Here is a 19,607-nt window from a genome sequence, read left to right on the forward strand (position 1 = left end):
TTAATGACTAGAAACACATCTAATTGGGTAGCATTACTAGAATGGCTGCCAGCGCAATTAACACAAGCCCCGCTGTGTCTTGGCGCTTTAACGGCTGTTTTAACCAAAGAATCGATACCAAAATGGTAAAGAATACCTCTATTTGCCCCAGTGTTTTAACATAAGCAACATGCTGCAAGCTCATGGCGCTAAACCAACCTATGGAACCTAAACAGCTACAAACACTAACAGCGGTAGTGGTGCCTTTGTGATGCCACATTTTCTTAAATGTATCGCGCTCCTTGAGTGCAATATAAGCGCACAGCATCAGCGTTTGTAAGCTAATTATCAGTACCAGTACCCAAGCTGCAGAGTGTGGGAAAGTCAGTCCTGAATTTAAACTTGCCTCACGGATCCATGATGATGAAAGAGCAAATGAGGTACCACAAGCAAGCCCAAGGAGTGCAGTGCCCAAATTAAAGTGTTTTACATTCGCAATGCCACTTAATAGCAATACCGCAATTGCACCAATAAATACCCCAACCCAACCTAGCAATGATAGTACTGAGCCAAAGAACATAACACCTAAAATAGCGGCCATCAGTGCTTCACTTTTAGCAAGCCCTGCACCGACTGCAAAGTTATTCATTTTAAACAGTTTAACCATTAAACCTGTGGCAACAATTTGGACGATACTGGCGCCAACAATGTAGCCAATAAAAGCCAGATTAAAGTCAGGAAGTGCGGCGTCTTGATACTGATAAAGTGCAAATAAATACAGGGCAGCAATTGGGCTGGCAATGATAAAGCGAGCAAGCGTTACCCCAGCAACACTCACTGTTGCACTGAGTTGACTTTGCAGAGCGTTGCGCCACGACTGCATAAATGCCGCAAAAATAGTTAAGAAAATCCAAGTCATATTGAAAATACATTAATGAGGGGCTTGGGTATAGAGTAACAAAACCAAAGTATGAGGGCATCAGCTTATCGACCAACTTGAGGAAAACTCAGCTGTGACAATATGCCGCAGGGCTTTTATGCGGTCATTAGGCTATAGTGACAATGATGCTATTGCTGGCCGCTGCTGTTATAAGTAGCGGCTTTTTTTTGTTTGCGATAGGGTAGTGTTACAAACAAAATAAGGAAATATCATGACCACACTTATTATCTGCGCACTCATCGCAGTGTTCATACCTTATTTAGCTAAAGCTCCCGTGGCTTTTGCGCAAAATAAGCTTGAAGGATATGACAATAAACACCCAAGAGATCAACAAAGTAAGTTGACAGGTTTTGGGGCGAGGGCGCTGGCTGCTCATCAAAATAGTTTTGAGTCATTAGTCGTTTTTGCTGTTGCTTTAGCGGTGGTAATTGCGACCAACAATGTTTATCAAGCTACTGAAATGTTAGCTGTTGTGCATATAATTGCTCGTGTCCTATATTGTATTTTTTACTATATAAACCAAGATATTTTGCGCTCGTTAGTTTGGCTTGTTGGCTATGTAAGTGCTGTGGCAATGATTGCTCTTTCCCTCTAGTCAAAAACCACAAAGCAAGCGGCTTAAATAAGGCGCTTGCTTTAGGGTCTTAAGTGGTTACTCTTACTTAGAGCTAACTTTAATTTTCTCTATTAAATCCTTTGCTTGATAGTTTTCGTCTAAGGCAAAATCGAGTTGTACCAAGGCGTTTTTATAGCCAGATTCAGATGGCGCATATTGCCATTTTTTTAAGGCTCTTTTCGCTTCTCGATTGAAAACAGCTTCAGGCTCTGCGCTTACCACACTGACATTGCTGGTGGCGCCACTTGGTAAAATATCGTATTTCAAAACGACTGAACCGCTAATGCCTTGCTCCGCAGCTTGAATGGGGTATATCGGCTCTACGCGCATAACCGCTTGATAGTCTTTTGTCTTTTCAACTGACATCGGCTGTTTTGCAATGGCAAAGCTGCTAAGCATGCCTGTTGTAAAAATAACTAACGCTGTTTTTGCGATAAATGAGCTGTTGTCGATCTGCTTTATTTGATTTAGACGTTGTAACATGGTGTTTTTATCTCCGTATTGTGAATAAGCCATTAAGCCTGCTCTGCTAAAGCTTGCACAGTGCACTAATGCCTTACTGTATAAAATTCGTTGTTCAGTTGATTTATTTTTGAGTACTTGCTCATCACATGAAAGCTCTTGAATACGGCGAAGACTTGCATAGCCAAGCCAAGCGACAGGGTTAAACCACAGCAAAATAGTGGCACTTAAAGCGATGGCATTAATTAGGTTATCTTTGCGTTTAATGTGCACTGATTCATGCTCTAAAATTAGTGCTAAAGCATGGCTATCGTAGTGGCTTTGGTAGTTTGTTGGCAGCACTAGCTTAGTGTTTATAACTCCTACAACCATCGGTGAGCTCACTTGTTTACTTTGGTATAAGCGCATGTTTTGGTTGCTGTGATGATCAATCGTAATTGGTGCTAATTGCAGTTTTGCTAAAAAACGGTAATGAAAATACACGGCAGTGATCAGCAGTGCGGCACTAATAAAACCATAAATAGCAAACCAAGTTAGCGTAAATTGCGGCATTACTTCTGTGTTTGGCGTGATAGTCAGCTTACTGATAAAGTCGTTTTGAATTGGCTTTAAGTGATCAGGTAAGTTCGCTAACAATAAACTAATCGGTAATAGCGCCCACAGTGTATAAACTAAGCGTGCCGACAGTTGGCTTAGTAGCTTTCGCTCTAGCAGCAACAAAAACAAAATTGCAGATGAGATCAAAAGCTGTTGATCTAACAGCCAATTAAAAAATGCATCTAACATAACAACGCCTTACTTTTGCTGTTTTTCCCAATCATCAATGACCTTTTTAAGCTCATCAATATCATGTTGCGAGAGTTGCTCTGACTTAGCAAAACCACTTACTAATGGTGCAATACGGCCGTTAAAAAAGCGTTCAATAAAGCTTTGGCTTTCTTTTAATGTGTATTCTTCACGGGCAATGCAGGGAGTGTAGTTATATTGGCGACCTTGTTTTTCGAAGCTTAGCGCGCCTTTTTTAACTAAACGACTTAGTAGCGTTTTGATGGTTTTTTCGTGCCATTCTTTATCGTCACTTAAACGCGCAATTACTTCACTTGCCGTGGCAGGGTAGTTAATCCACACAGCATCTAATACTTCGAATTCAGCCTTAGAAAGTTCAATCATTTTTATGCCTACAGATGTAATCTTTAATTTAAGATTACACGCGTAATCAATTAATGCAAACTTTTTTGTTAGATAATGTCACTTTTTTTGATACTGACTATCTGTCCTTCGGGCAAATCCAGCGTGGTGAGTGAAAGCTTTGCGATATCTGTGCGGTAAAGATCGATGACTTTGTAGCCACAAAAACGTGCCATTTTACGTATTTGCCGATTTAAACCTTGTTTTAAGACGATGCAAAACTGCGTTTCGCCGACTTGAGTCACCTCGCAAGGGAGGGTTATTTGTTTATCGACAGGCACACCGCCCGCCATTTTTTTACAGAAGTCGCTATCAAGTGGTTTATCAACGGTGACTAAATAGCGTTTAGGTTGGTGGTAATCAGGGTGGATCAGTTGATTACAAAACTCACCGTCATTGGTCAAAATCAACAAACCTCGGGAGTCTTTGTCGAGCCGGCCAATTGGGTAAACGCGAGTGGTTTTAGGCAGGCTATGAATAAGGCTTGTTGGGTCGTCAGCATTTAATTTGCAATCTATACCAACAGGCTTGTGATACGCAAAGTAGGTAAGTGGTGCTTTTGCTGAAATTTTCTCGTCAAGTACCATCACATCATCGTGCTCATCAACATGATCTATATGATTTGCAGCACGGCCATTTACTGTTACCTTACCTTGATCTATCAAGCGCGATGCTTGCTTTCGAGAACAAACACCTGCATGGGCAATAAATTTAGCAAGTCGTACTTTTTCTGACATGGGTGATTTTTGTACAGTTAATTTGATCACAGTATATCAAACCCGCGTATAAGAAGAAAAAAGGGGGTTCGACATGGCAATTAAGTTATCTGAACTTGCAGCGCACCAACCACTGCAAAAGGTTATCCTTCATTCGTTGGAAATGGCACTGTATCAGGTGTCTGTGGTGATCAATAACGTTGAATATTATGTCACTGATGAGCAAGGTGAGTTTATTCGCGATATTAGCCCGTTGCACATTCAAAAGCGCCTCGATCACTTAAGTTATGGTGATATGGTTTTACGCCACACCAGTGCTTATGATGAAATGTGTGGGCAGCCAGAGAAGCTCGCCAGCAATATGCTTGAGGTTCCTTATGGCAAGAATCATCTATACTGATTGATTTTAAAGCGTATACTGAGTCATAACATTTTATAGGTATGCTATGTATCAATTAAAAAGTGATGATTCAGTAGAGTTAAGTGATGAGCTAAGAGCGCATATTGTTACTTATAACAAGCAGCATTTTAACGCAGAACGTATTCCATTAGGCTTTAAGTTTGTTGATAAAAAGCGAGTAATGGTTGCAGGTATTAGCGGCCAAGTATTTGGCAATTGGTTATTAATAAATTGGCTATGGTGTGACGACTCTGTTAGAGGTAGGGGCCTTGCCTCGCGACTGTTGAATGAGCTTGAAAGTAAAGCTACTGCGCTTGGCGCAAATATAGCTCAACTTGATACACTCGACTTCCAAGCAAAGCCTTTTTATGAGAAAAACGGTTACCAAGTGAAATACCAAATGGCCAATTACCCACTTGATGGTTGCCGTTACTTTATGGAAAAAAGCCTATAGCTCAAATTTGGCCGTTAGGACATTTTCTTCCGTGAATGTTACTCCCAAAAAGGGCGTGGCTTCTGGTGCGAGCATAAATGTACGAATATTCATGTGATCATGTGCATCAGGATGCTTAAGCACATCGTCACGGTAAAAAGCACCGAAACAATCTAATGTGTTTTGTTTACTCAATTGGTTTAGTTTGGCAAAGGCAAAGATCTTACATGAGCCATTATTTTCATTTGCTGAGCTAATAAGCCCATGGTTATTAAACCCACTGGGAGTGAAATGGTAGTTTTGCTCGATAACGGCCATGGTATCAGTGAATTCAATCAATGTGGGTGTATCTGCTAGTTTTGCTAAAAATTCATTGAGTGTCATGCTTCATCCTTAATTGTTACTTTTTATTAACTCTAACTCATCCTGTTGTTGATTGATATTAAACTTATAATTTCCGAGAAAGTTCATACCTAGTAATCCAACGCCAGAGTGATTATCTATCACTAATACATCAAAATTATCTATATATTGTTGACCAATTTGAAAAGAGCGTAGTCTATAACGCTTAGCTGCAACGATGCCATTTGCAGTATTGACTTGTAGCGTACCTATAAAAATGGCTGGCTCTGTGAGGTTATCCAGCTGCGCTTGGTTTATCACGGTGAAGCTAGCCCCCGTATCTATCATTAATTTAATGTGCAGAGTGTCATTAATAACACTGTTAACCAAATAGTGCGCGCCACGAGGGGTGAGTTCAATGATATCCACGCCAGTTAATGCTTGCTGTAATTTATGACGTAACTCATTGGCTTGGTTTATAAATGCATGATTTTCAGGTAGTTGCTCAAGGGCTACTTGACTGGCAACATAGTCTCCTAGCTGATAATAAGCCATCGCATAAGTATATAAGTAGTGTGGGTTATGTGGCGCATAGTCTAGCCACTGTAAGCTGTGCTCTAGTAGTTGTTGCCATTGTTGTGCCTGAGTGAGGGCATTGATCTGTAAAGTGACTAATTCCTCAATCTGTTTAGCTAAAGAGCCTTGTTGATTGCTATCCAATCTATTTGCTAATGCCATTAAGCTCACGATCCCTTGCTGAAGATGGCCTTGATTGATAAGTCGTTTAGCATCAAGTTTTAGCATTGTAATGTCATAAGGATGACGTTTTAAAAATGTGCTTAGAAACAGCTCGCTTAAATCTTCATCGTGACCTGAGAGCCAAGCTTCAACCTCTTGTTGCCAAGCTTGTTTTAATTGTTTGGCTTGGTGAGGGTCGTTTGCAAGAAGTTGTGTATAAAACTCAATTGCTTTATCAAATTGTTGGTTATTAAAAAATACAATAGCTTGTTCAAACTCACTGGGCAAAACAGTGGTTTTTTCTAGCGTCTTAGTAGTGGCTTGCTCTGGCGTTACTTCAGGGGCGTATTGAGAGTTTATTTGCCATATAAAATAAGTATTTAAACAAAGAGAACACACCAATATTAATTTGAGTAGAGTATTCATCTATCTTGCCTGTAAAAAGCCTTCTCTTAACTTGGTTACTTTATCAGCATAAAACAAATTAAAAAATAGTTAGCTTTTAACTAAGTAACGAAGGGCTAGAATGTTACTGATTTCGATATCTGCTAGGCCTTTATATTGGTATTGAGCTTCTTGGTTATTCAGCCAAACGCTTTGGCAGCCTGCGTTATTAGCCCCTTGTACATCCGTGTCTAGGCTATCACCAATATGCAAAATCTCATTATGAGGGACGTTTAGCTTGGCAGCTGCACTATCAAATAAGGCGCTGTGTGGTTTTGCTTTACCGTGCGGGCCTGCTTGTAAAACAAGCTCAAAAACACCGTTGAGATTAAATTTTTCTACCTCAACATTCCCATTGGTGATGGCAATTAAACGGTACTGTTTATTAAGGTTAGCAAGTAAATTAAGTACATCATTAGCAACGGTTACTTGGCTGCGGGCATTGGCAAAAGCTTGATAGGCTTGATGTGCATGCTGCTGAGCAGCTTCTTTATCAAACCCCAAGTCTGTCATGGCATACAACAAGGCGGCTTGTCGCCAACGAGTTACATCATCGATTAATGTTGTATCTTGTTTTAAGGCATTATCGCGACACTTTAGCCAATAAGTCGTGCTATCGGTTGGCCATTGCTCTATTTTAGCGAGGTAATTGGCTTGCGCTTGCAAAGCTGATTTTATGATTGGATGGTTATTGTATAGCGTGTCATCTAAATCAAAACTTAACACAGATACTGGCGATAAGGCACGATTAAATCGGATCATAATTACAACGGGTTACTCTTGTGTTGAGCGCTTTTTAGCGCGTGGATGGGTGTTGTCATAGACTTTGGCTAAATGCTGAAAATCAAGGTGTGTATAAACTTGTGTTGCCGATAAACTGCTGTGCCCTAATAACTCTTGCACAGCACGTAAATCACCGGATGATTCTAGAATATGTGAGGCAAATGAGTGGCGTAACTTATGCGGATGTACTTGCGAGCTTATGCCTTGTTTAATGCCCCATTCTTGCATGCGCAGGCGCACTTGGCGTACTGAAATACGCTTTTTTTGGCTACTAACAAAGACTGCGCTTTCATCTGGGTATGCAAATTGTGGGCGAATTTTTAGCCATGCCTTTAAAGCATTGAGGGCTTTATTTCCAACAGGGAGTAAGCGCTCTTTATTACCCTTGCCGCGTACTAACATTTCCCCTTCTGTGGGGTTAATATCTTGTATGTTAGCGCCAACTAACTCGCTAATGCGCAGGCCAGATGAGTACATTAACTCCATCATTGCTTTGTCGCGAATAGCCAATGGTTCATCATCAGGGAGTTCTAAGAGCTTTGCCATTTGATCAACGTCTAAATTTTTGGGCAATGGCTTAGAAAATTTAGGTCCTTTAATGGCTTCGGCAGGGTTGTGGTAATGTGTTTGGTTTGCAATGTTTTTGGCTTTTAAAAATTTATACAAGCTACGAATACAGCTCAGTTTTAAACTAATCGTGCGGCCACTTAATTGTTTACTTCGCAATTGCATACTGTAACGACGAATATGCTCACCTTGTACATCAAACCAGCTTTCACAAAGCTTATTAAAGTACAAAGCAGCAAAGCCTAGTTGGCTGGTGTATTGGCTTATGGTGTGCGCTGAATATTGTTTTTCATAGCGCAAGTAGTCTGCAAAAAGTTGGATAGGCGTGCGCCAAGCATCGCTTAACTCGTCTGTATTTGGCGCAATTTCCTCACTCATGCAAGTTCCAGTAAGCGTAGCTGTAATGAGCGCACAAAATCGAGTACGAAGAAACTATCTTTAGCAGGTTCAAAATGATTCACATCATCGCTGCCAAACGCCAAAATGGCCACTGGATGTTTAGTGTTACCAATTAAATATAATGCGGTAGATTGCGTTGAATCAGAAAACAGTAAGTCGCGCTCTTGTTGATTTACACGACCTAAATAAGTGCCTGTATCTTGTAAGCGATGCGCGATTAAATCATCAAACTTTTTATCATACTTAACAAGGTGGCACTCATTTATTGAGGGGTTGGTACAAATTATATTGCGCAGGTTACTTGCCAGTGTTGTAAAGTCGTAATTGGTCCAAAGCTGACGATGGCATTCACTAAATAAGCGATAAATGAGCTCATTTTCTTTTGCTTGCTCAATTAACGTCGTAATTTTGTTTTTCAGCAAGGTGTTGTGCTCTCGCAGTTGGCGTTGCTGGATATGTACTAACGACGTTGCCGCCTCTGTTTGTTGATGCAGTTCAAGCCCTGCAAGCACATCAGGGTTATTAACTAGAAAATCAGGGTGTGCCTTTAAGTATTCTGCAATTTGTTGTTCTGTTTGTTTGCTCATAGTGCTACTTGCCCATCAAAAACATGCTCCGCAGGACCGGTCATTCTTACGGGGTGGCCTTCACCTTGCCAGCGAATTTGCAGGCTACCGCCTGGTAAATCGACCTGTACTGTGTTTGCTAGCTTGCTTTGGGCTTGACCGATCACTACTGCTGCACATGCACCTGTTCCACAAGCAAGGGTTTCACTAACACCGCGTTCCCACACCCTTAGTTTAATATGATCTTGCGAAATTACCTGCATAAAGCCCACATTGGCTCGTTGTGGAAAACGTTCATGGTTTTCAAGCAGTGGCCCTAAAGTGTCAACATCAGCTGTTTGAATATCATCGACTTCTAATACGCAGTGTGGGTTACCCATTGAGACTGCACCGCTAAAGATGGTGTGTTCTTCAGTGCGAAGAATATAAGTGAGCTCTCGTTTACTGGCTTTAAGTGGAATTTTACTTGGTTCAAAAGTCGGGTGGCCCATATTGACCGTTACTTGGCCGTCTTTCTCAATATATAAAGTCAAATTTCCCGATTTGGTTGATACGGTGATTTTGTGCTTGTTTGTTAAGCCTTTCATACGCACAAACCGAGCAAAGCAGCGGGCACCATTACCACATTGCTCGACTTCATTACCATCAGCATTAAAAATACGGTAGTGAAAATCTAGGTCCGGAGAATAGGGTGCCTCTACCATGAGTAATTGGTCAAAACCTATGCCGAAGTGGCGATCTGCCAGCTTTTTAATTTGATCTCGCGATAAGAAAACATTTTGAGTAATGTTATCAATAACAACAAAGTCATTACCTAGGCCGTGCATTTTTGAGAAATTAACTAACATAACGCTCTAATTCGGGTTTGCTCTGAGCTAATCATGCCACAGAGCAGGGCGGTTATAAAAACGTTTATGGTAAAATTTTCTCACCTTGCCAAAGGCTTTCAAGAGTTTCACGTTGACGGATTAAATAACTTTGTTCTCCATCAACCATTATCTCTGCAACACGAGGACGTGAGTTATAGTTTGAACTCATCGTAAAGCCATAAGCCCCCGCACTGCGCTGTGCGAGTAAATCGCCTGCTTGAAGAGCAAGTTGACGATCCTTACCTAAAAAATCACCGGTTTCACACACAGGACCCACAATATCGTAGTTGTGGCTTTTAGTATCGTCTGCGCGTGGGATAACAGGAACAATACTTTGCCACGCTTGGTAAAGTGATGGGCGAAGCATATCGTTCATGCCAGCATCAACAATGGCAAAGTATTTGTCTTGATTTTGTTTAATAAACTCAACCTTGGTGACTAATATACCCGCGTTGGCTGCAATGGCACGGCCTGGCTCGAAAATAAGCTCTAGATCTTGATAATCAGCTAATCGGGCCGTGATTTTGTCAACATACTCGCTTGGGTGAGGTGGGGTTTCGCCGTTATAAGGCACGCCAAGGCCACCGCCAATATCAAGGTGAGTTAGTTTGATGCCAACGGCTTTTAGTTGTTCAATTAAAGTAAGCACTTTTTCAAGCGCTGCTAAGAAGGGTTTTATTTCTGTTAACTGTGAACCTATGTGGCAATCAACACCTGTTATTTTTAAGCTTGGTAAAGATGCAGCATGCTGATAAACAGCAACAGCGGTTTGAATATCAATACCAAATTTATTCTCTTTTAAACCGGTAGAGATATACGGATGGGTTTTTGCATCGATATCAGGGTTTACACGAATCGAAATGGGGGCAATGCGATTTAGTGAAGTGGCGACCTCTGAGATACGCTCAAGTTCCGCCACTGATTCAACATTAAAGCACTTGATCCCCAATTCAAGTGCATAGGCGATTTCATCAGCTGTTTTGGCAACCCCTGAAAAGACCACTTTAGATGCATCACCACCGGCTTGAATTACACGAGCAAGTTCCCCTTTTGAAACAATATCGAAACCAGAACCAAGGCGCGCTAAGATGTTGAGTACAGCAATATTTGAATTCGCTTTTACGGCATAGCACACCAAGCTTTTATGTGATTTTGCGGCTTCGGCAAAGGCCAAGTAATGACGTTCAAAGGTTTTTCGTGAGTAGATATAACAAGGCGTACCATATTGTTCGGCAAGCTCTTTGACAGCGATGTCTTCAGCGAACAGCTGATTATCTTTGTAATTAAAAAAGTCCATCTATTAGTCCTGTTTTTGTTCTGGTTGTTCGGATGGAGTAGCCTCAGGCTGAGATTCTGTTGACTGCGGCGTATCATCTGGTAGGTAAAGAGCACCACTTTGTCCACAGCCGACTAAGGTGAGCACAAGGGCAAAGGGTAAAATGATCTTTAATTTTTGGCTATGAGTCTCTTTCATTAGATTAATACGGTTGCTGGCTTTATAATCGCAGAGTAACAGAATATTTAAAAAATGCAGCTATTCGCGGATGAATTTATTCCTGTTACACTTGATGTACATAATCTGCCCCCAGATCTAGGCTTATAAGCCAGTTAAAGGACATAAAAATGACTGATCATGAATACCACACATTAGCCGATGCATTAATGCTAACGATTGAAGAGCAAATCGATGATTGTGATGCTGATTTAGACTACGAGTCTGCATCAGGTATTTTAGAAATTATCTTTGCAGATCGCAGTAAAATTGTGATCAATAAACAAGCACCACTGCATCAGGTGTGGGTTGCGACTAAATTTAATGGTCATCACTTTGAATTACGTGACGATAAGTGGATTGATAACCGTTCAGGTGCTGAATTTTGGCAATTTATGTGTGATGCTGCGACTCGTCAAGCAGGACAGCCTATTGAGTGGCGCTCTGAACTATGAGTTTAGCGTTCGTAGAGTACCCTGCTCAAGGGGAGCATAAAGCAAGTGTTATTTGGCTGCATGGTCTGGGCGACTCAGGTGATGGGTTTGCCCCTGTTGCTCCTCAGTTAGCTTTACCAAAAGAGCTGGGAATACGCTTTGTATTTCCACATGCGCCTGTGCAACCGGTCACCATTAATGGTGGAATGGCAATGCGCTCTTGGTACGACATAAAGTCGATGGATTTAGATAAGCGTGCTGACGAGCAAGGTGTCAGAGACTCAGCAGCAAAAGTCGCCGAGCTTATTGAAGTAGAAATAGCGAAAGGTATTCCTGCCAATAAGATTGTCCTTGCTGGGTTTTCACAAGGCGGTGTTGTATCACTGCATTTAGCACCTCGCTTAGATCAAAAGCTAGCGGGGGTGATGGCGCTATCAACTTATATGTGCGTACCTGATAAGCTTGCTGACGAAGCGAAACAAAGAAATTTAAATATATTTATGGCGCATGGTCGTCTTGATGATGTAGTACCGCATAGTGCGGGTAGGCAAGCGTTTGACGTATTGTGTGCGAATAACATGGAAGTAAGCTGGCAAGACTACCCGATGGCGCATCAGGTGTGTGGTGAAGAACTGATGGCAATCAGAGAGTGGTTAATTGCTCGCTTGAGCTAACATAGCTTGTAAAGAGGCCAATATGACAAAAAAACTGGTAATAACAGCAAATATGGGAAGTGCCGAATCAGTCAGTGCTGCACCTTCTTCAGTAACATATCAATGGCATTGGCGGCGCATAGTTTTAGTTGGTAGTGTGTTGTTAATCGCACTTGCTATTGTGGCGTATAGCTTTTTAGGCGCGGTAAATGCAGAGCAATCAGAACAGCAAACTCAGCAAGAAGCATCATTGGCCACTGAAACAGATTTAAGTCGCGAACTTGACGAGCTGCCGCGCTTGGAGCATAACGCGGAGCAGGCCAAAGCCCCTGCAACAATAAGTTTGCAAGATGAACCTAGCTCGTTAATTAATACTCAAGCGCAAACTGATTTGCAGCAACAAAGCGACTCACCGCAAGTGACAGCACAAGCTGTTGAGGTAGAGTCAGATCAAAACGACGACGTGTTAGCAAGCGTTGATGAAACGCCACCTGAATTTAGTGAGCCAAAAGACGAAGCACAGCCTGAAGTTGTTCAAAACAAACAGCAGTTTGCTCAAACAGCCCATATCGCGAGTGTGGCAATTGGCGCTAAGATAGATACGGATAAAGTGAGTCGAGCGGTATTAACGACAGATGTTGTTGATCGAGAACCAGTCAATGTTCTAAAAAGCGATGTAAAATTGCTTGATATTAGCCAAAGCCTTAGCTTTTTCAGTGAGCTTAAGAATATGCAGGGGCAAGCTGTACGTCATGTATGGTATTACCAAAATCAGCAACTGGCTTCGATAGAGTTAGCGATAAGCAGTCCGCGTTTTCGCACTTACTCGACTAAAAATATTATGCCTGAGCAAGTAGGTGATTGGCGTGTTGAGGTTATTGATACCGACGGCAACTTGCTTGCACAAAAAGAATTTAGAATTTTAGCTGACTAGCGTCAGCTTAGTAAATAATTGGATTTTTCATGACTCAGACAACAAAATACGTTCGAATTGCGACACGTAAAAGCGCACTCGCTTTATGGCAAGCTGAATTTGTAAAAGCTCAGCTTGAGCACTTTCATGATGATGTCACCGTTGAACTTGTTCCCATGTCAACGCAGGGCGATATCATTCTTGATACACCTCTTGCCAAGATTGGTGGTAAAGGTTTATTTGTTAAAGAGCTTGAGCAAGCTATGTTAGATGGGCGAGCGGATATTGCTGTTCACTCAATGAAAGATGTGCCGGTTGAGTTTCCGGATGGTTTAGAACTTAATACTATTTGTGAGCGCGAAGATCCACGTGATGCGTTTGTATCAAATAACTACAAAAGCTTAGATGAGTTGCCACAAGGCGCGATTGTGGGCACATCAAGTCTTCGACGTCAGTGTCAAATTCGCGAAGCCCGCCCAGACCTTGTTATTCATGATTTACGCGGTAACGTTAATACGCGTTTGGCAAAACTTGATAACGGCCAATATGATGCAATTATTCTCGCTGCTGCGGGTCTAATTCGACTTGAAATGCAGGAGCGCATCGCCGCATTTATTGAGCCAGAAGTATCTCTGCCAGCAAACGGCCAAGGCGCAGTAGGCATAGAGTGTCGTATTGACGATGACGTGACTAAAGCCCTGTTAGCACCTCTTGAGCATAGTGAAACACGCATTCGTGTAAATGCCGAACGTGCGATGAATCGACGTTTAGAAGGTGGTTGTCAGGTACCTATTGGGGCATTTGCACTCGTTGATGGTGAACAGGTCCATTTACGTGGTTTAGTTGGCGCGGTTGATGGTAGTCAAATGCTCCGTGATGAAGTAACTGGCCCTGCCGCTGATGCAGAGAAACTAGGCATTGAACTTGCCGAAAAGTTACTTGCTCAAGGCGCTGATAAAATCTTAGCTGACGTATACAGAGACGCGTAATATGCATATTTTGATAACTCGTCCAGAAGGTAAAGGCACTGAGCTTGCTCTTCAGCTTCAGCAGGCGGGTTATCAAACAACCCACTGCCCAGTATTGACCCTTGACTACTTAACGCCGAATAGTGAAGAACTCGCGCCACTGGAAAATGCAGATAAAATTATTTTTATATCGCAAGATGCGGTTCATGCATTACTTCACCTCACTCCTGTTATAAATAAAGCTGCTCAGCTATATGCCGTTGGACAACAAACTGCGGATGCCATTTATGAGGCCTTTGGTCGTCGTGCTGCGGTGCCAAAGCAGCACGATTCTGAAGGGTTGCTTGAGCTAAAAACACTACAAGATGTTGAACTGAGTAATATTGTTTTAGTGAAAGGCGAAGGTGGGCGCACCACCATAGCTAAAACATTGAAGCAACGTGGTGCATTATTAAATCAACTGGTTGTGTATAAGCGTAGCGCCATCGAAAGTGAACCTGGTAAGTGGATGGACCACTGGCAAACAATTGATGTTGAAGGTATAGTCATTACAAGTAATGCCGCTGTGGACGCCATTTTTAATGGCCAAAATGGGTCACAGTTAGCGTGGTTAATTAAGCGTCAGTTTTATGTTGCAAGTGAACGTATTGCTGATTATTTACAGCAAAAAAATGTAACAAGAACACATATACATATTGCTGCGGGGGCAAGCGATAATGCGATGTTCGCCTGTATCAATGAGCAAGGTAGCAAAATGAGTGAATCAGATTTAAAACAGTCAACTAAACCAGTAGCCGAGTCCACGAAAAAGGCGCAAGCAGGTAAGGCTGCTTCAGGGCAAACGGTTCATCACAAAAAAGGGATTAGTAAAACCGGTAGCTTAGCTCTACTTATCTCTGTAATAGTTGCTTCTGCAGTTGGTTATGAGTTTTATCAAAAACTTAATAGTGATCAGCAATCTTCACGTGTATTGACTGAATTGACAACCGAAAACCAACGCTTACAACAACAACTTGATGCTGTTAAAAGTGCGCAGCAAACATTACAGCATTCACTGTACAACAGTGAGCAAAAAGTAGCGGCTGCATTGAACGAAAATGTGCAGCAAACTCAACAACAGTTAGACGCTGCATTAAAACGTGCTGAGCAGCAGACCTATACGTTAAACCCACAAGAAGTAACAAGTTTACAGCGTATGGCTGAGTTTAAGGTTTGGGCAGAGCATGACTATCAGGGGGCGGCTGCTGTGTTAACACGTTTAGACTCTTTGTTAGCTGAACACCCAGGTACAGGGAACATACGTCAGGCAATTCATCAAGATTTACAAACATTAAATGCTATTGAGCCTGTTGCAGTTGAAGCTATCTATCTAAAATTGCATGGTGTTGCGCAGCATATTGATGAACTTGTTTTTAACGCGATTTCTTTACCTGAAGAAGTGAGCCAAGAAGACCCTAGTAAACTGAGTGAAAATGTTAGTGAGTGGCGTCAAAACCTAGCTAAGTCATGGCAACAATTTAAAGACTTCTTTGTTACCGTGCGTACCCGTGAAGACATGGTTGTTGCGCCATTTTTAAGTGAGCAAGAACGTCATTTAGTGAAGCAGCGTTTGAGCTTGTATCTAGCTCAAGCACAAGATGCTGTGTTATCGAAACAAAGTAGCGTTTACTTCACTGCCGTTGATGCTGCGCATGACTTAGTACAGGACTATTTCAAGCAAGATGACACGGTTACTAAAGCTGCTCTGAAGAGTTTGCTTGAGCTTTCAAAAGAGCAACTTGATTTTAACCCTAATGTATCGCTGAAAAGTACTGAGCAGGTGAAGGAGTGGGCACAATGATCCGCTTTTTACTATTAATAATTGCTGTTGCAATCTGTTTAGGGATCGCCCCTTTTTTCATCGATCAAAAAGGCTATGTATTAATCTCATTTAATAAAACGACCGTAGAGGGCACTATTTGGGGCGTCTGTGCACTGATCGTTTTGATATCTGGTGCTGGGTTTTTACTCTACAAATTGGTGCGTTATTTATGGTCTTTGTACAGCCATACACGTCATCGCTTTTTTGCGCGCAGTGAAGAGCGAAAGCAAGCGGCTATTGAGCAAGGTGTGTGGAGTCTTATTAACAATGATTACACTGAAGTTGAATTAGCACTGAATAATAACAGTGTCGCTGAGCAGTGGGTTGATGTCCGTTATGCCTTACTTGCAAAAGCTGCGCTGGCTGAAAATGACAGCGAAAAAGCGATTAGTTACCTTGATAAAATTAGTCAAAGTAAGCAACTGAAAGTGGCAAACCTATGGATTGCTAGTGGTGAAACCAGCACGATTTTTGCCGATTTGAAAGCATTAGCTGAGCATAAAAAAGCATCAAATCTTGAACTGAAAATGTATGCTCATGTATTAGTTCAAGAGAAAAAGTGGTCTGCACTTAATGACTTTATGCCGCGTCTACTTCGTAAAAAAGCACTCACAGACAAAGAATGGCAGCAATTATTCAATCGCTATTTTGACGCAGAATCTAGCAGCACATTAACAGAACGATTTGAACAATTAGCAAAGAATTTGAAACCCTTGGCTGAAGTTAGTTACTTCACTGCCATGGCGAAAGCAGGCGATTTAAATAAAATTGAGCTAAGCTTAATTAAAATGATTAAAAATCCGCAGCAACATAAAGACTTAGCACACATTTTGAAAACCAGTGCTGCAGGGGATGCATTAAAATTACAGGCAAGTTTGCAGGATGTGTTGAAAAAAGACACTGACAATACCCAGTTGCTTTTAGCTTTAGCTTGTCTTGCGAATGCCCATGGTGAGTACGATTTAGCTGCGCGTGTTTTTGATAAAGCACTGAATGCCAATAATCGCCATGAATACCTTCAGCAGGCTGCGCTTAGTTATAGTAAAAGTGCCCAACCAGATAAAGCGCTGGTGTTATATCAATAGAGCCCCATTTGCCTAAAAAAGGAGTTAAATGGCTTGAAGAACTTGTTTACGCTGACAATAAGTATTGCGCTTGCTTACTTTCTTACAGGGTATTTAAGTAATTCGTTACTCGCTATTGATGGTTATGCGGTTGCAGCGTGGCCACCCGCAGGGATTGCCCTTGCGAGTATTTTACTACAACGCAACCGAGCCTTAGCGGGGATTATTCTTGGTGCTTTTTTAGTTAATTTGATTCACCTAGATCGTGTCTCTGATATTCTTCATTGGCAGATCATGCTCCAAGCTGTTGGCGTAACTGCAGCGTCTACCTTCCAAGCTTGGGCTGCGTACTACATTATCACCCATATCATAAAAATACCGCTTGAGTTGTCATCCCTTAAAAACAGCGTACAAGGGCTCGTTATAGGTGGCCCTATCTGTTGTTTAATTGCTCCATTGACAGGGACGGCACTATTAATAATAAATCAGGTTATACCTAGCTACATGGCCCTGAATAACTTTATTGCTTGGTGGATAGGCGACAGCATTGGTGTGTTGATTTTCACACCACTTGTGTTGGCGGCATTTAGTTATAACCTTATGCAACAGCGGGCTCAGATTATTGTTCCTTCACTGCTTATCTATTTGATCATTTGTATTAGCTTTTATGGTGCAGCAAGTGTGAAAAAGGACAAAGATGAGCAGCGCCAACAGGCGAAGGTGAGTGCGATTAAAGCCAACCTAGAGCACAAAGTAAGTGAAATACAGTCTCATCTAGCTTTACTTGCGACATTTTTTGCCAGTAGTGATGATGTCGACTTTCAAGAGTTCAAGCGCTTTACTTCTCGACAATTACAAGACAGTAATGAAATTGCAGCCTTTGAGTGGGCCCCAAAAGTGGTTCAGTCACAATTACCTGATTACGAAAAGTCACTACGCGAAGAACTGGGTCCAACATTTTATGTGAAAGAAAAAAATGTGGCGGGCGAATGGCAAGGCGTCTCTCAGCGAGCTATTTATTTCCCTGTTCAATATATTCATCCACTACAAGGAAATGAGTCAGCTCAAGGGTTTGATTTAGCCTCAAGTGAAGTGCGAAGAGAAGCGCTGACAAACTCCCGTTTAACAAAAAATATATCTGTTAGTGAACCCATTAGTTTAATGCAAGGTGATGGAAATGAACGTGGGGTGTTATTTTTTAACCCTGTTTATGCTGATTTACATCGTCAGGTTGGTTTCAAAGGGTATGTCGTGGCGGTCATTAATTTAGATGCTTTGGCACAAACGCTTAATTACAATCAAACGACCGATATTGAAGCCAGTTTTTATGATGTAAGTGATACTCAAAACCCCATTGAAATTTCAAGCTCTGGGCGCATTGGGACCAAGCAAATTGCACATTTTGATTTTCATATTAGCGAACGGGTGTGGCAAATAAAGTTATGGGAGTCAGTGGAGCAGTCATCCTGGCTAATGTATTGGTTTGCACAGATAGTAGGCATGCTATTTGTTTGGTTATTGATTATTTTTTTAATTTCAGTAACGGGCACAAATATACAAATACGCCAACAGGTTGCGAAACAAACCCAAAGCCTACGTAATGAAAAATTAAAAGCGGATAAAGCAAGCCAAATCAAAAGTGAATTTTTAGCCAATATGAGCCATGAAATTCGCACGCCTATTAACGGTATTAAAGGGCTTCACTATTTGGCATTACAAGAGCAAGACTGGCAGCAAGCGCGTAATTATATTGAGCAAGCTGATAGTGCGCTTAATGTTTTGTTACGCGTGTTGAACGATGTGCTCGATTTTTCAAAAATTGAAGCAGGTCGCTTAGACCTACATCAAGAGCCAATTAATGTCTGTAACTTGGTCAGTGAAATGAGTAATTTACTGCAATTTGAATTGAATTCGCGTTCATTGCAGTTTGTTGTCGATTACGATAATACACAGCCGCTGGTGATTCATACCGATGCCATTCGACTGAAACAAATATTACTAAATCTGCTGAATAACGCAGTTAAATTTACGCCGCAAGGAACCATTACCTTAAAAATTTGGCAGCAAAACGATACAACATATTTTAGTGTTATCGACACTGGTATAGGAATTAAAAAAGAGGTGCAAGAAACACTGTTTCAGCCATTTTCACAAGCCGATAGCTCGACCTCACGTCGCTTTGGTGGCACAGGGCTTGGATTAAGCATATGTAAAAAGCTTATCGATATGATGGGCGGTGATATAACGTTATCAAGCGCAGAAGGACAAGGGGCACAATTTACGTTTACTTTGCCTGTTGTGTCACCTTTAGAAGCTATCAAACATGCGAATGACGATTTAAATGATATTGATATCAGCGCTGTTTCATTTGCAGAACTCGCTGTTTTATTGGTTGAAGACAATCCATTAAACCAACATGTGGCGTGCGCTATTCTAGAAACTAAAGGCTGTAAGCCTGATGTCGCTAAGGATGGGTATGAAGCGATTAAGATGATCAGCGAACATAAATATGATGTTGTGCTTATGGATATTCAAATGCCTAATATGGATGGCTTGCAAGCGACTAAAGTGATTCGCCAAGAGCTGATGATGACAGAACTTCCCATTATTGGTTTGTCTGCTAATGCCCATGATGATGACTATAAAAAAGGCATTGCATGCGGCATGGATGGTTATTTAACCAAACCGATTGATGCAGAAAAACTTTTCAAAACTATTTGGCGGTTTATACAAAAACAACGCTAATAGACAGAGGCAGACATTTGGCCTCAAAAAAGTAA

22 protein-coding genes are annotated in these 19,607 nt (G+C 41.6%); 10 read left to right on the top strand and 12 right to left on the bottom strand.

Features of this window, described 5'->3' with window-relative positions; all coding sequences use genetic code 11:
- Nucleotides 1-19: 19 nt before the first annotated feature.
- Nucleotides 20-898: a DMT family transporter gene (locus LY624_RS00495; protein ID WP_341803636.1), complete on the bottom strand. Its 879-nt coding sequence runs from the start codon at nt 896-898 to the stop codon at nt 20-22.
- Nucleotides 899-1,130: 232 nt separating this feature from the next.
- Here LY624_RS00495 and LY624_RS00500 point away from each other — a divergent pair, with 232 nt between their 5' ends.
- Nucleotides 1,131-1,514 (top strand): MAPEG family protein, encoded by a 384-nt coding sequence (locus tag LY624_RS00500; RefSeq protein ID WP_341803637.1) that lies wholly within the window; start codon nt 1,131-1,133, stop codon nt 1,512-1,514.
- A gap of 63 nt (nt 1,515-1,577) precedes the next feature.
- On the opposite strand, the gene LY624_RS00505 is transcribed toward LY624_RS00500, so the two are convergent.
- The 3 genes from LY624_RS00505 to LY624_RS00515 form a co-directional block, all read right to left on the bottom strand.
- Nucleotides 1,578-2,783: a M56 family metallopeptidase gene (locus tag LY624_RS00505; protein ID WP_341803638.1), complete on the bottom strand. Its 1,206-nt coding sequence runs from the start codon at nt 2,781-2,783 to the stop codon at nt 1,578-1,580.
- A 9-nt stretch (nt 2,784-2,792) separates the two neighbouring features.
- Nucleotides 2,793-3,167, bottom strand: coding sequence for a BlaI/MecI/CopY family transcriptional regulator (locus LY624_RS00510; protein WP_130150308.1), 375 nt, complete (start codon nt 3,165-3,167; stop codon nt 2,793-2,795).
- A 68-nt stretch (nt 3,168-3,235) separates the two neighbouring features.
- The gene (locus tag LY624_RS00515) at nt 3,236-3,922 is read right to left on the bottom strand and encodes a pseudouridine synthase (protein WP_341804373.1); all 687 of its coding nucleotides are present in this window, start codon (nt 3,920-3,922) and stop codon (nt 3,236-3,238) included.
- Nucleotides 3,923-3,995: 73 nt separating this feature from the next.
- Here LY624_RS00515 and LY624_RS00520 point away from each other — a divergent pair, with 73 nt between their 5' ends.
- Entirely contained in the window at nt 3,996-4,301 is a 306-nt protein-coding gene (locus tag LY624_RS00520; protein ID WP_063700650.1) for a DUF6482 family protein, read from the top strand.
- 46 nt (nt 4,302-4,347) lie between these two features.
- A complete protein-coding gene (locus LY624_RS00525) occupies nt 4,348-4,755 on the top strand; it encodes a GNAT family N-acetyltransferase (RefSeq protein WP_130150310.1) in 408 nt (135 codons plus the stop codon).
- Here LY624_RS00525 and LY624_RS00530 read toward each other — a convergent pair.
- The 8 genes from LY624_RS00530 to lptM form a co-directional block, all read right to left on the bottom strand.
- The gene (locus LY624_RS00530; protein ID WP_130150312.1) at nt 4,750-5,118 is read right to left on the bottom strand and encodes a HopJ type III effector protein; all 369 of its coding nucleotides are present in this window, start codon (nt 5,116-5,118) and stop codon (nt 4,750-4,752) included. The genes LY624_RS00525 and LY624_RS00530 overlap by 6 nt on opposite strands.
- A gap of 9 nt (nt 5,119-5,127) precedes the next feature.
- Nucleotides 5,128-6,240, bottom strand: coding sequence for a retropepsin-like aspartic protease (locus LY624_RS00535; RefSeq protein WP_130150314.1), 1,113 nt, complete (start codon nt 6,238-6,240; stop codon nt 5,128-5,130).
- A gap of 69 nt (nt 6,241-6,309) precedes the next feature.
- Nucleotides 6,310-7,020: an HAD-IA family hydrolase gene (locus LY624_RS00540; RefSeq protein WP_130150316.1), complete on the bottom strand. Its 711-nt coding sequence runs from the start codon at nt 7,018-7,020 to the stop codon at nt 6,310-6,312.
- A 12-nt stretch (nt 7,021-7,032) separates the two neighbouring features.
- Nucleotides 7,033-7,986 (bottom strand): tyrosine recombinase XerC, encoded by a 954-nt coding sequence (locus LY624_RS00545; RefSeq protein WP_130150318.1) that lies wholly within the window; start codon nt 7,984-7,986, stop codon nt 7,033-7,035.
- Nucleotides 7,983-8,594 (bottom strand): DUF484 family protein, encoded by a 612-nt coding sequence (locus tag LY624_RS00550; RefSeq protein ID WP_130150321.1) that lies wholly within the window; start codon nt 8,592-8,594, stop codon nt 7,983-7,985. Before LY624_RS00550 ends, LY624_RS00545 begins: the two co-directional genes overlap by 4 nt.
- Nucleotides 8,591-9,421 carry a diaminopimelate epimerase gene (gene dapF, locus LY624_RS00555; RefSeq protein ID WP_130150323.1) on the bottom strand — a complete coding sequence of 277 codons (831 nt, stop codon included), beginning with the start codon at nt 9,419-9,421 and terminating at the stop codon, nt 8,591-8,593. The genes LY624_RS00550 and dapF overlap by 4 nt, the downstream gene beginning before the upstream one ends.
- A gap of 64 nt (nt 9,422-9,485) precedes the next feature.
- On the bottom strand, nt 9,486-10,739 hold the full coding sequence (gene lysA / locus LY624_RS00560) for a diaminopimelate decarboxylase (RefSeq protein ID WP_130150325.1): 1,254 nt from the start codon (nt 10,737-10,739) through the stop codon (nt 9,486-9,488).
- A 3-nt stretch (nt 10,740-10,742) separates the two neighbouring features.
- Nucleotides 10,743-10,916 (bottom strand): LPS translocon maturation chaperone LptM, encoded by a 174-nt coding sequence (gene lptM, locus LY624_RS00565; RefSeq protein WP_165381467.1) that lies wholly within the window; start codon nt 10,914-10,916, stop codon nt 10,743-10,745.
- A 149-nt stretch (nt 10,917-11,065) separates the two neighbouring features.
- Here lptM and cyaY point away from each other — a divergent pair, with 149 nt between their 5' ends.
- Genes cyaY through LY624_RS00600 form a run of 7 tightly spaced genes read left to right on the top strand, consistent with a single transcriptional unit; the run spans nt 11,066 to nt 19,572 of the window.
- Nucleotides 11,066-11,389 carry an iron donor protein CyaY gene (cyaY, locus tag LY624_RS00570; protein ID WP_062569480.1) on the top strand — a complete coding sequence of 108 codons (324 nt, stop codon included), beginning with the start codon at nt 11,066-11,068 and terminating at the stop codon, nt 11,387-11,389.
- Nucleotides 11,386-12,042, top strand: a complete 657-nt coding sequence (locus LY624_RS00575) for an alpha/beta hydrolase (RefSeq protein ID WP_130150327.1) — start codon at nt 11,386-11,388, stop codon at nt 12,040-12,042. Before cyaY ends, LY624_RS00575 begins: the two co-directional genes overlap by 4 nt.
- Before the next feature lie 22 nt (nt 12,043-12,064).
- Complete coding sequence (locus LY624_RS00580; protein WP_130150329.1) at nt 12,065-12,955, top strand: DUF2914 domain-containing protein; 891 nt, start codon at nt 12,065-12,067, stop codon at nt 12,953-12,955.
- A 29-nt stretch (nt 12,956-12,984) separates the two neighbouring features.
- The gene (gene hemC / locus LY624_RS00585; protein ID WP_341803639.1) at nt 12,985-13,923 is read left to right on the top strand and encodes a hydroxymethylbilane synthase; all 939 of its coding nucleotides are present in this window, start codon (nt 12,985-12,987) and stop codon (nt 13,921-13,923) included.
- Nucleotide 13,924: 1 nt separating this feature from the next.
- A complete protein-coding gene (locus LY624_RS00590; protein WP_130150332.1) occupies nt 13,925-15,742 on the top strand; it encodes a uroporphyrinogen-III synthase in 1,818 nt (605 codons plus the stop codon).
- Nucleotides 15,739-16,848 carry a heme biosynthesis HemY N-terminal domain-containing protein gene (locus LY624_RS00595; RefSeq protein WP_130150334.1) on the top strand — a complete coding sequence of 370 codons (1,110 nt, stop codon included), beginning with the start codon at nt 15,739-15,741 and terminating at the stop codon, nt 16,846-16,848. The genes LY624_RS00590 and LY624_RS00595 overlap by 4 nt, the downstream gene beginning before the upstream one ends.
- 33 nt (nt 16,849-16,881) lie before the next feature.
- A complete protein-coding gene (locus tag LY624_RS00600; RefSeq protein WP_341803640.1) occupies nt 16,882-19,572 on the top strand; it encodes a CHASE domain-containing protein in 2,691 nt (896 codons plus the stop codon).
- The last annotated feature ends 35 nt before the right edge of the window (nt 19,573-19,607 follow it).

The organism is Pseudoalteromonas sp. N1230-9 (assembly GCF_032716425.1).
Classification (GTDB): domain Bacteria; phylum Pseudomonadota; class Gammaproteobacteria; order Enterobacterales; family Alteromonadaceae; genus Pseudoalteromonas.

Bases quoted from the DNA above. Each gene is read 5' to 3' on its own strand.
- LY624_RS00495 (WP_341803636.1), bottom strand. From the start codon at position 898: ATGACTTGGATTTTCTTAACTATTTTTGCGGCATTTATGCAGTCGTGG.
- LY624_RS00500 (WP_341803637.1), top strand. From the start codon at position 1,131: ATGACCACACTTATTATCTGCGCACTCATCGCAGTGTTCATACCTTAT.
- LY624_RS00505 (WP_341803638.1), bottom strand. From the start codon at position 2,783: ATGTTAGATGCATTTTTTAATTGGCTGTTAGATCAACAGCTTTTGATC.
- LY624_RS00510 (WP_130150308.1), bottom strand. From the start codon at position 3,167: ATGATTGAACTTTCTAAGGCTGAATTCGAAGTATTAGATGCTGTGTGG.
- LY624_RS00515 (WP_341804373.1), bottom strand. From the start codon at position 3,922: ATGTCAGAAAAAGTACGACTTGCTAAATTTATTGCCCATGCAGGTGTT.
- LY624_RS00520 (WP_063700650.1), top strand. From the start codon at position 3,996: ATGGCAATTAAGTTATCTGAACTTGCAGCGCACCAACCACTGCAAAAG.
- LY624_RS00525 (WP_130150310.1), top strand. From the start codon at position 4,348: ATGTATCAATTAAAAAGTGATGATTCAGTAGAGTTAAGTGATGAGCTA.
- LY624_RS00530 (WP_130150312.1), bottom strand. From the start codon at position 5,118: ATGACACTCAATGAATTTTTAGCAAAACTAGCAGATACACCCACATTG.
- LY624_RS00535 (WP_130150314.1), bottom strand. From the start codon at position 6,240: ATGAATACTCTACTCAAATTAATATTGGTGTGTTCTCTTTGTTTAAAT.
- LY624_RS00540 (WP_130150316.1), bottom strand. From the start codon at position 7,020: ATGATCCGATTTAATCGTGCCTTATCGCCAGTATCTGTGTTAAGTTTT.
- LY624_RS00545 (WP_130150318.1), bottom strand. From the start codon at position 7,986: ATGAGTGAGGAAATTGCGCCAAATACAGACGAGTTAAGCGATGCTTGG.
- LY624_RS00550 (WP_130150321.1), bottom strand. From the start codon at position 8,594: ATGAGCAAACAAACAGAACAACAAATTGCAGAATACTTAAAGGCACAC.
- dapF (WP_130150323.1), bottom strand. From the start codon at position 9,421: ATGTTAGTTAATTTCTCAAAAATGCACGGCCTAGGTAATGACTTTGTT.
- lysA (WP_130150325.1), bottom strand. From the start codon at position 10,739: ATGGACTTTTTTAATTACAAAGATAATCAGCTGTTCGCTGAAGACATC.
- lptM (WP_165381467.1), bottom strand. From the start codon at position 10,916: ATGAAAGAGACTCATAGCCAAAAATTAAAGATCATTTTACCCTTTGCC.
- cyaY (WP_062569480.1), top strand. From the start codon at position 11,066: ATGACTGATCATGAATACCACACATTAGCCGATGCATTAATGCTAACG.
- LY624_RS00575 (WP_130150327.1), top strand. From the start codon at position 11,386: ATGAGTTTAGCGTTCGTAGAGTACCCTGCTCAAGGGGAGCATAAAGCA.
- LY624_RS00580 (WP_130150329.1), top strand. From the start codon at position 12,065: ATGACAAAAAAACTGGTAATAACAGCAAATATGGGAAGTGCCGAATCA.
- hemC (WP_341803639.1), top strand. From the start codon at position 12,985: ATGACTCAGACAACAAAATACGTTCGAATTGCGACACGTAAAAGCGCA.
- LY624_RS00590 (WP_130150332.1), top strand. From the start codon at position 13,925: ATGCATATTTTGATAACTCGTCCAGAAGGTAAAGGCACTGAGCTTGCT.
- LY624_RS00595 (WP_130150334.1), top strand. From the start codon at position 15,739: ATGATCCGCTTTTTACTATTAATAATTGCTGTTGCAATCTGTTTAGGG.